General features: G+C 62.3%; 9 protein-coding genes (1 of these 9 running past the window's edge). 3 read left to right on the plus strand and 6 right to left on the minus strand.

Annotated elements, in window-relative coordinates:
• A protein-coding gene (locus tag PZL22_RS14520) for a M23 family metallopeptidase (protein WP_003533534.1) crosses the window boundary here: on the plus strand, nucleotides 1-1,332 show its 3' portion. Its footprint begins 609 nt before the window's first position; only the last 1,332 of its 1,941 coding nucleotides appear in the window; the start codon falls outside the window, past its left edge; the stop codon is at nucleotides 1,330-1,332.
• Between the two features lie 79 nt (nucleotides 1,333-1,411).
• Here PZL22_RS14520 and clpB read toward each other — a convergent pair whose 3' ends face one another.
• From clpB to PZL22_RS14550, 6 genes are all read right to left on the minus strand, one after another.
• On the minus strand, nucleotides 1,412-4,018 hold the full coding sequence (clpB, locus tag PZL22_RS14525) for an ATP-dependent chaperone ClpB (protein WP_003533532.1): 2,607 nt from the start codon (nucleotides 4,016-4,018) through the stop codon (nucleotides 1,412-1,414).
• Nucleotides 4,019-4,359: 341 nt separating this feature from the next.
• Nucleotides 4,360-5,004: a DUF4167 domain-containing protein gene (locus PZL22_RS14530; RefSeq protein WP_003533528.1), complete on the minus strand. Its 645-nt coding sequence runs from the start codon at nucleotides 5,002-5,004 to the stop codon at nucleotides 4,360-4,362.
• A gap of 331 nt (nucleotides 5,005-5,335) precedes the next feature.
• The gene (gene prmC, locus PZL22_RS14535; RefSeq protein ID WP_003533526.1) at nucleotides 5,336-6,217 is read right to left on the minus strand and encodes a peptide chain release factor N(5)-glutamine methyltransferase; all 882 of its coding nucleotides are present in this window, start codon (nucleotides 6,215-6,217) and stop codon (nucleotides 5,336-5,338) included.
• Nucleotides 6,218-6,223: 6 nt separating this feature from the next.
• Nucleotides 6,224-7,306 (minus strand): peptide chain release factor 1, encoded by a 1,083-nt coding sequence (prfA, locus tag PZL22_RS14540; RefSeq protein WP_003533524.1) that lies wholly within the window; start codon nucleotides 7,304-7,306, stop codon nucleotides 6,224-6,226.
• Between the two features lie 69 nt (nucleotides 7,307-7,375).
• Entirely contained in the window at nucleotides 7,376-9,643 is a 2,268-nt protein-coding gene (ptsP, locus tag PZL22_RS14545; protein WP_003533522.1) for a phosphoenolpyruvate--protein phosphotransferase, read from the minus strand.
• A gap of 190 nt (nucleotides 9,644-9,833) precedes the next feature.
• The gene (locus PZL22_RS14550; RefSeq protein ID WP_003533520.1) at nucleotides 9,834-11,108 is read right to left on the minus strand and encodes an aspartate kinase; all 1,275 of its coding nucleotides are present in this window, start codon (nucleotides 11,106-11,108) and stop codon (nucleotides 9,834-9,836) included.
• Nucleotides 11,109-11,455: 347 nt separating this feature from the next.
• Here PZL22_RS14550 and PZL22_RS14555 point away from each other — a divergent pair, with 347 nt between their 5' ends.
• Together PZL22_RS14555 and ubiG are read left to right on the plus strand one after the other, a co-directional pair.
• Entirely contained in the window at nucleotides 11,456-12,001 is a 546-nt protein-coding gene (locus tag PZL22_RS14555) for a dihydrofolate reductase family protein (protein ID WP_003533518.1), read from the plus strand.
• Between the two features lie 151 nt (nucleotides 12,002-12,152).
• Nucleotides 12,153-12,899, plus strand: coding sequence for a bifunctional 2-polyprenyl-6-hydroxyphenol methylase/3-demethylubiquinol 3-O-methyltransferase UbiG (gene ubiG, locus PZL22_RS14560; RefSeq protein ID WP_003533516.1), 747 nt, complete (start codon nucleotides 12,153-12,155; stop codon nucleotides 12,897-12,899).
• The last annotated feature ends 3 nt before the right edge of the window (nucleotides 12,900-12,902 follow it).

Consider the following 12,902-nt stretch of genomic DNA (forward strand, 5'->3'; position numbering starts at 1 on the left):
CGCACCAACGGCTCGGTGCTGACCGAAGGCAATACCCAGGTCGCCTCGCTCTTCTATGTCGATCCGCAACGCTTCGCTTCCGACGCCGACAACCTCGACCTGATGCAGGGCCTTGCCGCGCGCGTCGTCGAGGAGAACATGAGCGTTTCCTCCTACGAGAACATCACGAAGCAGAGCATCGAATACGCCGACGACATCATACCGGTGCGCCGCGCCACGGCCATCGCGACGGCGATGATCAATGCGGGATATGCCAAGGCTCAGGCGGAGGACGCGGCCGGCTATCTCGAAGAAGCGCTCGGCGCCAAGGAACTCGGCCCCGGCGACGTGCTGCGCATCGGCATCATTCAGAAGGGCGAAGAGGCAAAGATCGTCCGCGCGACGATCTATTCCCATAGCCGGCACGTGCTGACCATGGCAGTGGACGACCGCGGCCGTTTCATTCCGGGCGCCGAGCCGGCGAAGCTCGAAGCGGTGGCGGCTGCCTTCGACGATACCGGCAGGCCGGTGATCTCCAGCGGCCACGACCTGCCGAGGGTTTACGACGGCATCTACCGTGCGGCCCTTTCCTACGGCATGAACGCCGACATGATCGCGCTCGTCGTCAAGCTTTTGGCAAGCAATGTCGACTTCCAGGCTCAGCTGAAGCCGACGGACTCTCTCGAAGCCTTTTTCTCGGTCACCGATGAAAGCGGCCGGGCAACGGAAGATTCGGAACTGCTCTACGTCAACGCCAAATTCGGCGACGCCGAGACGCGGTTCTATCGCTTCCAGGATCCGGACGACAATTCGATCGATTATTTCGACAAGGACGGCAAGAGCATCCGCCAGTTCCTTTTGCGCAATCCCGTTCCGAACGGCCATTTCCGCTCCGGCTTCGGCATGCGCCGCCACCCTATCCTCGGCTTCTCGCGCATGCACACCGGCGTCGACTGGTCCGCTCCGCGCGGCACGCCGATCATCGCGGCCGGAAACGGCGTCGTGCAGAAGGCCGGCTGGGACTCCGGCGGCTACGGCAACCAGACGCTGATCCGCCACGCCAACGGCTATGTGTCGTCCTACAACCACCAAAGCGCGATCGCCAAAAGCGTCAAGCCGGGAACGAAGGTCGTCCAGGGTCAGGTGATCGGCTGGGTCGGAACGACCGGCCTTTCGACCGGCCCGCACCTCCACTACGAGTTGATCGTCAACGGCAACAAGGTGGATCCCTTGCGTATCCGGCTGCCGGGAGGAAAATCGCTCGGCGGCGAGGCGCTGGCGAAGTTCGAGAAGGAACGCGAACGCATCGACGAGCTTCTCGGCGACGATGCGAACGAGGTCGCAAGCAAGTAGCCACACAGCAACGGTATCGCGAACTCGTAACAAAAAGGCCGCCCTGAGGGCGGCCTTCGTGGCTGTCGGAATGCGAGGCTTACGCGGCTTCCTTGTTCGCCCCTGCCCCGCGCTTGAAGTTCAGACGGTCGGAACCGGCAACGACCTTGATCACCGAGCCATCCGGGAACTCGCCCTGCAGCACTCTTTCGGCCAGCGGGTCCTGAACGTATTTCTGGATCGCCCGCTTCAGGGGGCGAGCGCCGTAGGCCGGATCGTAGCCCCTGTCCGCCAGGAAAACGCGGGCATCGTCCTCGAGCTCGAGCGTGATCTTGCGATCCGAGAGGAGCTTGCGCAGCCTTTCGAGCTGAATGTCGACGATCGCGCCCATTTCCGAGCGGCGCAGCCGGTGGAAGAGGATGATCTCGTCGACGCGGTTCAGAAATTCCGGACGGAAAGCGGCTCTCACCACTTCCATGACCTGATCGCGAACCGCATCGCTGTCCTCGTTTTCGCCGAGTGCGGTCAGGTATTCCGCACCGAGGTTGGAGGTCATGATGATCATCGTGTTCTTGAAGTCGACCGTGCGCCCCTGACCATCGGTCAGACGCCCATCGTCAAGCACCTGCAGAAGCACGTTGAAGACATCCGGATGCGCCTTCTCGATCTCGTCGAACAGCACGACCTGATAGGGCCGGCGGCGGACCGATTCCGTCAGCGCCCCACCCTCCTCGTAACCGACATAGCCGGGAGGCGCGCCGATCAGGCGCGCGACCGAATGCTTCTCCATGTACTCGGACATGTCGATCCGCATCAGCGCGGTTTCGTCGTCGAAGAGGAAGCGGGCAAGCGCCTTGGTGAGCTCCGTCTTGCCGACGCCGGTCGGACCCAGGAAGATGAAGGAGCCGATCGGCCGGTTCGGATCCTGAAGCCCTGCGCGCGAACGGCGAACCGCCCGCGAGACGGCCTGCACGGCATCACCCTGACCGACGACCCATTTCGCCAGCTCGTCTTCCATCCTGAGCAGCTTGTCGCGCTCGCCTTCCAGCATCTTGTCGACCGGAATGCCGGTCCAGCGTGACACGATATGGGCGATGTTGTCAGGGGTCACGACCTCCTGCACCATCGGGTTGGCGCTGGCACCATCCTGGCTTTCCGCTTCGGCCAGTTCCTTTTCGAGATTCGGGATCACCCCGTAGGCAAGCTCCCCTGCCCGCTGGAATTCGCCCTTGCGCTGTGCGATCTGCAGCTCGTTGCGCGCTTCGTCGAGCTGTTTCTTGAGATCGGCGGCCTGCCCGAGCTTCTGCTTCTCGGCCTGCCAGCGCGCCGTCAATGCGGCTGCCTCCTCTTCGAGCGAAGACAGATCGAGTTCGAGCTTGGCAAGGCGATCCTTGGAGGAAACGTCGGTCTCCTTTTTCAAGGCCTCACGTTCGATCTTCAGCTGAATGACGCGCCTGTCGAGTTCGTCGAGTTCTTCCGGCTTCGAATCGACCTGCATCCTGAGGCGCGAGGCTGCCTCGTCCATGAGGTCGATTGCCTTGTCCGGAAGGAAACGATCGGTGATGTAGCGGTTGGAAAGTGCCGCAGCCGCAACCAGCGCGGAATCGGAGATCCGCACCTTGTGGTGCTGCTCGTATTTTTCCTTCAGGCCGCGCAGGATCGAGATCGTATCCTCGACCGTCGGTTCCTCGACCATCACCGGCTGGAACCGGCGGGCAAGGGCTGCGTCCTTCTCGACATGCTTGCGGTATTCGTCGAGCGTCGTCGCGCCGACGCAGTGCAGTTCGCCGCGGGCAAGCGCGGGCTTCAGGAGGTTCGAGGCATCCATAGCCCCGTCCGCCTTGCCTGCACCGACCAGTGTGTGCATTTCATCGATGAAGAGGATGATCTCGCCACCTTCCGAGCGCACTTCGTTCAGCACGGCCTTGAGCCGCTCTTCGAATTCACCGCGGAACTTCGCACCGGCGATCAGCGCGCCCATGTCGAGCGCCATCAGGCGCTTGTCCTTCAGGCTTTCAGGCACATCGCCGTTGACGATCCTGAGCGCCAGGCCTTCCGCGATGGCGGTCTTGCCGACGCCCGGCTCGCCGATCAGCACGGGATTGTTCTTCGTCCGGCGCGAGAGCACCTGGATCGTTCGGCGAATCTCGTCGTCGCGGCCGATCACCGGATCGAGCTTGCCTTCCCTCGCCTCGGCGGTCAGATCGCGCGCATATTTCTTGAGCGAATCGAAGCCTTGTTCGGCATTGGCGCTGTCGGCGGTGCGGCCCTTGCGGATTTCGTTGATGACCTGGTTGAGCTTCGTCGGCGTGACGCCGGCCTTGGAGAGGATCGACGCCGTCGCGGCCGAGCTTTCGATCGCCAGCGCCAGGAGCAGGCGTTCGACGGTTACGAAGCTGTCGCCGGCCTTCTTGGCCGCATCTTCGGCTGCGGTGAAAACCTTGGCGAGCGGCTGCGACAGATAGACCGAGCCGTTGCCGCCGGTCACCTTCGGAAGCTTCGCCAAAGCTGCGGCCGTACCGACCTTGGCTTCCCGCGCATTGCCGCCGGCGCGCTCGATAAGCGAAGCCGCCATGCCCTGATCGTCGTCGAGCAATACCTTGAGAACGTGCTCCGGCGTGAATTGCTGGTGCCCTTCGGCCAGCGCATAGGTCTGGGCCGACTGCAGGAAACCGCGGACGCGTTCCGAATATTTTTCGATATCCATTCTTTACCTCCATAGCCCGGCGAGCCCATCAACGTGGCACTGGCCGGTGTTTCAGGATCGGGCTCCCGCATTCGGCAAGCCCGTTTAATTCATCGCCGCGCGCCTCTTTGGAGGCGCTGACAATTTGAGTTCCTGTCCCGTCCTCGCATTGCGAGATCAGGTCTTCGAAGCGAAATATGGGGCAGCGCACTTCTGAATTAAAGAGCGGCAAATGGAGGCGGCAGAGACAATCGCGTGCGAATGCGCTCGCGCGGTGGATGCGGCACGCGTCGAGATCTTCCGCGAAAGCAAAAAGCCCAGCCGTTACGGGCTGGGCCTTTAGAAGAATTGCTGCGGAAGGTTTATTCCGAGGTGGCGAGCGCCGGGGTATTGCCATCGGTTTCGGGCTGCGCGTCGCCCCCTGCCTCTTCCTGCGCGCCACGGCGCGGCTGCCGGCGAGGCCGGCTCGTGCTGCGGCGACGGGAGGCCGAACGACCGGCCGAGCCCTGCGCCTCCTCTTCCATGGCGACTTCGGCAGGCATGCCCTCGATCACGGGCTGAGGACCCGAACCGTCGATGACCGGCTGAGGCTCGTTGGCCGGAGCCGCTGCGGCCGACGGAGCGACCGGCATTTCCTCTGAATAGCCCTGATCCAGATCGTCCTGATCGCGATCGGCAGAGTCACGATCCTGATAGTCCTGGCGTTCGTCGCGCTGGAACCGGTCCTGCATCTGAGCCTGCGCAGCCGCGATGATGCGGTTGTAATGCTCGGCGTGCTGCAGATAGTTCTCAGCGATCACGCGGTCGCCGGAGCTCTGCGCGTCGCGAGCAAGGGCCGCATATTTCTCGGCGATGTGCTGTGCGGTACCACGAATCTTCACATCCGGGCCGGAGCTATCGTAGGTCCGCGTCAAGGGATTGGATCCCTTGCGATTGTTGTTGTTGTTGTTTCCGCTGTTGTTGTTATTCCGCCCACGGCCGCGCTTGTTTTGCTGTCCTGGCCTCATAGTCCATTCACCTGAATTTTCTTGATAATGATGATCATGTGGTTCCGCTCTCGGTGCGGAAGTCCGCACCCGAGAAAACATGCGCCATGGCAGATCGCCTCTTCGCGATCTCGGCGCCGGTCGACGTTAAATTAACAGGTACCCGCACAAGGCACTGTCGAACCCTAGCAACTCTTTCTTGAGAGCAATCCCCGTGGCCAGGTCATACTGGAACGAATCTTTGGTCCAAGACCTTCTGCCCAGTGCGCGGGGTGAAACTAGCCCGCTTCCTTCGGGATTCCAAGCCCTTTCTTTGCTCTTCCGGAAAGAGAAGTGCGAGTGCAGCATTTTTTCAACGGTTATTGCTGCGCTCAATATCCTGCTGGAACATCAGGACCCGATCGTTGCCGCCGAGGTCCTTTGCGGCAGAGAGCAAACGAAAGCCCTGCGCTTCGAATAGCGCCGTTACCGCTCGTTTTTGATCGAAACCGATTTCCAAGCCTATTACGCCGTCTGTTTCAAGATGGCGACCAGCGTGAGAAGCAATGGCACGATAGGCATCAAGCCCATCCTCTCCGCCATCAAGTGCGGCGACCGGATCGTGGTATCTCACTTCCGGTTCAAGCTCCGGTATTACATTGGACCGGATATAAGGCGGATTTGAGACGATGATATCGAACCGTCCATCCACCGCCTCGAACCACTTGCTTCGAACGGTTCCGAAGCGCTCCGCCAAGCCATTCCTGCGAGCATTTTCAAGTGCCGTCGCCAGGGCGTCTTCGGATATATCGGTACCGAGACCGCGCGCGTCAAGTACCGCTGCGAGAAGAGCGAGACAAATCGCACCCGTGCCCGTTCCGAGGTCGACGATGCGACAACTCCCTTTGCTTGAGGCGATCCGCCGCGCATGGGGAATCAGGCAGTCGACCAGGGTCTCGGTGTCCGGACGCGGTTCCAGCGTCTCTTTGGAGAGCTTGAGCTTCAGGCCGAAGAATTCCCGCTCGCCGAGAATCCGGTAGACCGGCTCGTGCGCCGCGCGGCGCTCGACCGCGGCACGAATGCGAGCGGCATCCTCGTCGCTGATGGATTCCCTTCCGCGTGTCAGGAGCGCGGCAAGCGCAAGGTAGAGCAGGCCGGAGATCAGGTGCCGTGCATCGAGCCCCGCCGATTCGAGGCCGGCGGCCTTGAGCCTGTCGCGGCTCTCGGCTAGGAGGCTGTCGAGGGTTTGGGCCATTGAAACTCAGTTCTGCCTTTCGCCGAGCAGCGCGAGCTGGCTTGCCTGATAGTCGGCGAGCAGCGCATCCACCACGTCGTCGATCTCACCTTCCATCATTCGGTCGAGCTTGTAGAGCGTGAGATTGATACGGTGGTCGGTCAAGCGTCCCTGCGGGAAATTGTAGGTGCGTATGCGCTCGGAACGATCGCCGGAACCTACCTGGCTCCTGCGGTCGGCCGAACGCTCGCTGTCGGCGCGCTGCCGTTCCATGTCATAAAGCCGGGAGCGCAGCACCTGCATCGCCTTGGCACGGTTCTGATGCTGCGACTTCTCCGAACTGGTGACGACGATGCCGGTCGGAATATGGGTTATGCGCACGGCCGAATCGGTCGTGTTGACGTGCTGCCCGCCTGCTCCCGAGGAACGCATCGTGTCGACGCGGATGTCCTCCGGGCGGACGTCGATGTCGATCTCTTCGGCCTCCGGCAACACCGCGACCGTCGCCGCCGAGGTATGGATCCGGCCGCTCGCTTCCGTCTCCGGCACGCGCTGCACCCGGTGGACGCCGGACTCGAATTTCAGTCGCGAGAAGACACCGCGGCCCGATACCGTTGCGATGATTTCCTTGTAGCCGCCGGCCTCGCCCTCGCTCGCCGACAGCACTTCGACGCGCCAGCCCTTGCTCGCGGCGTATCTCTCGTACATGCGGAAGAGATCGCCGGCAAAGAGGGCTGCTTCCGAGCCACCCGTACCGGCGCGGATTTCGAGAATCGCGCTCTTTTCGTCGGCCGCATCCTTCGGCAGAAGCAGGATCTGGATTTCCTGCTCGAGCGCTTCGATCTTTTCTTCGACCTCCGGCTTTTCCATCTCCGCGAGGTCGCGCATGTCCTTGTCGGTCGCCCGGTCGGCAAGCATTGCTGCGATGTCGGCGAGCTCGGCAGTCGCCTTCGCATAGGCGCGAATCTTCGAGACGACCGGCTGCAGCTCGGAATATTCCGAGGCCAGCTTCACGTAAACGTCGGCCGACGGGCCGGCGGACATGCGCGCCTCGATTTCGCCGAACCGCCGCTCCAGTTCGCGCATCTTTTCAACGGGAAGCTTTGCCAAATCTCACTCCAAATGCACTCGCCTCGCCCGGATCGCGTCCGGACGGAGACGAGAGCCCTCTTGTTCAATCTAAACCGGTATGCCGTTCGCCGCAGCGAAATCGACCAGGAGCTGGCGGATCGACGTGTCGGATTTGACGTCGTCGAGCGCTGCCTCGAGGAGTTCGTTGAGCCTGCCGGCATCGAGCGCCAGGAGCATTGCCTTGACCGGTCCGACAGCCGTCGGCGACATCGAAACCGACCGGAAGCCGAGCCCGAGCAACGCCATGGCCGAAAGCGGTTTGCTTGCCATCTCGCCGCAAAGCGTCACCGGCGTATTGTTGCGCTCGCCGGCCCGCACGATCTCCCGGAGAATCCGCAGGAATGGCCGGCCGAGAATGTCGAATCGTTCGGAAACACGGGCATTGCCGCGGTCGACCGCCATGGCGAACTGGAAGAGATCGTTCGAGCCGACCGAAACGAAATCGACTTCGGCCATCAGTTCGTCGAGCTGCCAAAGCAGCGCCGGCACTTCCAGCATCGCCCCGAACTGCAGCTTGCGCGGCAATTGTTCGCCGAGCTTCGATTGGCGCTCGATCTCCTTCTGCAGGAGTTCTCGCGCGCTCTTCAGCTCCGCGACTTCCGTCACCATCGGCAGCATCATCTTGAGTTCGGCGCCGGCCGTCGCCCTCAGCATTGCCCGGAACTGGGTACGCAGCAGACCCGGCCGATCGAGCGACAGCCTGATGGCGCGCCAGCCGAGGGCGGGGTTCTCCTCTTCCGCGGCACGGAAATAGGGTACGACCTTGTCGCCGCCGATATCCAGCGTCCGGAAGGTGACCGGCTTCCCCGCCGTCTGCTTCATGACGTTGCGATAGAAGGCTTCCTGCTCCTCGGCCTTGGGCATGGTTGAAGCGATCATGAACTGCAGTTCGGTCCGGAAGAGACCGATACCTTCGGCACCCGCCTCGTTCAGATGGGGCAAGTCGACCAGCAGCCCGGCATTCATCTGCAACGTAATGCGCTTGCCGTCCTTCGTCAGCGGCTCGACATCCCGGAGAGCGCGGAACTGCGCCTGCCTGCGCGCACGGAAGCGCACTTTCTCCTCGTAAGCGCGCTGCAGATCGGCCATCGGCCGCAGATGCACCTTCGCATCGTCGCCGTCGACGATGATCGCATCGCGGTTTTCGGCGAGCGCCACTGCCCCCGCCGCCTGGCCGACCACCGGGATGCCCATGGCGCGGGCGACGATGACCACGTGGCTGGTGACCGCCCCCTCCTCCAGCACGAGGCCGCGCACGTTCTCGCGCGGATAGTCGAGCAACTCCGCGGCACCCATGGCGCGCGCGACGACGATCGCGTCATTCGGGAAATCGGCAGCCGAAAGCTTGGCGCCATAACCCGAAAGCTGGCGCAACAGCCGGTTCGCAAGATCGTCGAAATCGTGCATCCGCTCGCGAAGATACGGATCGGTCAGCCGGATCATCCGCGCCTTGGTCTCGCTCTGCACCCGCTCCACCGCCGCTTCCGCCGTCAGGCCGTTGCGGATCGCCTCCTCGAGCTTTCTCACCCAGCCGCGGTCATGGGCGAACATGCGGTAGGTCTCGAGCACCGCGCGGTGTTCGCCTTCCATCGAAACGTCGCGGCGCGACAGCATGTCGTCGATGGAGATGCGCAGCGAGCCGAGCGCCTCCGCAAGCCGCTGCAGTTCGTGCTCCGTGTCCTCGTTGAGCAGATTGGTGACGACGATGCGCGGCTCATGCAGGACGACGTAACCGAGCCCGATGCCTTCGCCGTAGCTGTTGCCCTCGATCGTCACCGGGCGGGACAGATCGAGCTCGAGCCCGGGTTTGGTGATCTTCTTGAGCTCGCCGGTCGCGACCATCTCGGCGAGCACCATAGCGGTCGTTTCCAGCGCCTCGACCTCGTCCTCGCGATAGTTGCGCTGCGCCTTGTTCTGCACGACGAGGACGCCGAGCGCGCGTCCCGTGCGCAGGATCGGAACGCCAAGGAAAGAGTGATAGATCTCTTCGCCCGTCTCCGGCAGGTAGGTGAAGGCGGGGTGCGACTGGGCATCGGAGAGATTGAGCGGCCGTGCCGAAGCGGCGATCGTACCGACGAGACCCTGTCCCATCTTCAATTGCGCCAGATGCACCGCCGTCTTGTTCAGACCTTCGGTCGCGTAAAGTTCGAGCACGCCATCGGAGCGCAGCACGTAAACCGAGCACACTTCCGCAACCATGTTCTGCGCAATCTGGCGAACGATCCGGTCAAGGCGCTCCTGCGGCTCGAGCGGTTCCGCCATGAGCTCGCGCAACCGCTTGAGGAGAACGCGCGGACCTGCGGAAAGGTCTCTCATCGCGTGGGGTCTCCTGAATAAGAATAAACGTCGGGCCCATGCGGGACGCCGCGGCCTCTGCATGCATCCTCGAAGCGAAATCGATCCGAGGACAAGATCATGCAGCAGTTCCAATCACTACAGCGACGTCTTCCGTGTCTTTTCAGACGCGCGGCGCCGGGTCGCGAATCCCAAATCAAATGCCTGCCGTTTAACTCTTATCCAGACCGTAGACGGAATGCAAAGTGCGAACGGCCAATTCGGCGTAAGGTCCGTCGATCAGGATGGAGATCTTGATTTCGGAGGTGGTGATCGCCTTGATGTTGATCCCCTTGTCGGCAAGTGCCCGGAACGCGGAAGCGGCGACGCCCGCATGGCTGCGCATTCCGATGCCGATCACCGAGACCTTGACGAGGCCCGACTCCGACTGAATGACGTCATAGCCGATCTTTTCCTTGTTATCGCCCAGAACCCTGAGGGCCTTGTCGACGTCGCCGGACGGCACGGTGAAGGTCATATCGGTCTTCGAGCCGTCTTCCGAAATGTTCTGGACGATCATGTCGACATTGATGTGGGCTTCCGCAAGCGGCCCGAAGATCGCGGCGGAAACGCCCGGCCGGTCGGCCAGGCGGCGCAGCGAGATCTGTGCTTCATCCTTGGCATAGGCGATGCCGGTTACGACTTCCTGTTCCACGATCTCATCCTCATCACAAATCAGCGTTCCGGGCGGGTTCATGAGATCACCCATGCCCGGCGCATCGGGATCCTCGAAAGAAGAACGCACGAATGTGCGTACCTTGTGCACCATGGCGAGCTCGACCGAGCGTACCTGCAGCACCTTGGCGCCGAGAGACGCCATTTCCAGCATTTCCTCGAAGGCGATCTTCTTCAATCGCCGGGCCTTCGGCTCAATGCGCGGGTCGGTCGTGTAGACGCCGTCGACGTCGGTGTAGATGTCGCAGCGATCGGCCTTGACGGCGGCTGCGATTGCGACGGCGGAGGTGTCCGAGCCGCCGCGGCCGAGCGTCGCCAGGCGGTTGTCCGGACCGAGACCTTGGAAGCCGGCGACGACCGCCACCTGACCCTCGCCCATGCGTCGGATGACATCGGCGCCGTCGATTTCGAGAATGCGGGCCGCACCATGGGCGTTGTCGGTCTTGATCGGCAACTGCCAGCCCTGCCACGAGCGGGCGTTGATGCCCATCGACTGCAGCGCGATCGCAAGCAGGCCGGAGGTCACCTGTTCGCCTGAGGCGACGACCGCGTCATATTCGCGCGCATCGTAGAAGGGGGCGTTCGAGCCCGCGACCTTCGGCATGTTTTCGACCCAGCCGACCAGCTCGTTGGTCTTGCCGGACATGGCGGAAACGACGACAGCAACCTCATGGCCGGCATCGACTTCGCGTTTCACATGGCGGGCGACATTGTGGATGCGGTTCAAATCTGCGACGGAGGTCCCGCCGAATTTCATCACGATGCGTGCCATTTCGCCTCTACCGTAACAACATGTTTGCGCGCCTGCCACAGCGACCTTGGAGCGTCCAAAAAGACGCGCAGCGCCGTAGACGCGACAGGAAAACGCCCCCGCCGGCGCCTGACGATCAAAAAGCTTGAGGAGACTTCTCGGACATCAGCAAGTCGCCGCCTCGGGGAGCGGAAAGTCGCGGCGTCTCTTAGCGGATCAGGGGGCTGCGTGCAATGGCCGTCAGAGCGGCGGCTCAATCGCGCTAGACATGACACTGCTCTCAATTAAAAACCACTTGCGTAACAATATCAGTTCTGCCAATCTCACTCCAGACGCAGGGCGGCGGCCGCCCAACGGGAGGAAGGACAATGCGCAAAGTCATCATGTGGGACATGGTCAGTGTCGACGGGTTTTTCGAAGCTCCGGGGCATGACATCGGCTGGTTCGTTTTTGAAGAGGAACTCGACGCCTATATCCGCGAGACGCAGTTCGAGACCGGCACACTGCTCTTCGGCCGCACCACCTACGAACTCATGGCCGCCTATTGGCCCTCGTCCCGGGATCATATCGCCGCCTTCATGAACGGGGTCGAGAAATACGTCTTCTCCAGGACGCTACGGAGCGCCGACTGGAACAACACGACCCTTGTTTCCGGCGATGCCGCCGACGAGGTCAGGCGCCTGAAAGACCGCGAAGGCGGCGCGATCTTCATCTTCGGCAGCGCCGATTTCGCTTCCACGCTGATCGCTCAAGGACTCGTCGATGAATACCGTCTCGGCATCAATCCGGTGCTGCTCGGCAAGGGCACGCCCCTCTTTCAGAACGTTCCAGGTCGGACGAAGCTCGAGCTGACCCATGTCCGCCCTCTCAAGTCCGGTGTCGTCATCCTGCATTACCGGCCGGAATCGGCGTGAGCGACCGAGCCCCATCGACCGCCAGACGAGCCTCAGGCCCTTGACATCCCCCTTCGATCGTCCGACTTCAACATCGGAATGAAGGGCTACAGCGATCTTTGCGCGCCTGATCGAGACGCGCGGCGCTGAAGGATGAGGCAAGGAGGCTCTGATGAGCGAGACGGCGCGCACGACGATCGACCAGAGCGAGGTGGACCGCTTTTCTGCCATGGCGGCCGAATGGTGGGATCCGACCGGCAAGTTCCGCCCGCTGCATAAATTCAATCCTGTGCGCCTCACCTATATCCGCGATAAGGTCTCGGAGCATTTCGGCCGCGATCCGAAGAGCCGGCAGCCGCTTGAGGGGCTGCGAGTCCTTGATATCGGCTGCGGCGGCGGACTCCTTTCCGAGCCGATGGCCCGGATGGGAGCGGACGTCGTCGGGGCCGACGCCTCGGAAAAGAACATCGGCATCGCCAAAACGCATGCGGCCGGCAGCGGCGTCAGCGTCGATTATCGCGCCGTCACGGCGGAGGCCCTTGCCGAAGCCGGCGAGAGCTTCGACGTCGTTTTGAACATGGAAGTGGTCGAGCATGTCGCAGACGTCGAATTCTTCATGACGACCTGTGCGCATATGGTGCGCCCGGGCGGCCTGATGTTCGTCGCCACAATCAACCGCACACTGAAAGCCGCAGCACTCGCGATCTTCGCGGCCGAAAACGTGCTGCGCTGGCTGCCCCGCGGCACCCACCAATACGACAAACTGGTTCGGCCGGACGAGTTGGAAAGACCGCTCGAGGCGAGCGGCATGGAGATTGCCGACCGCACCGGCGTCTTCTTCAATCCGCTGGCCAACCAGTGGAACCTGTCGAGGGATATGGACGTCAATTACATGATCGTGGCGAAACGGCCGATCTGAGCC

It is taken from the genome of Ensifer meliloti (assembly GCF_030064585.1).
GTDB lineage: Bacteria > Pseudomonadota > Alphaproteobacteria > Rhizobiales > Rhizobiaceae > Sinorhizobium > Sinorhizobium meliloti.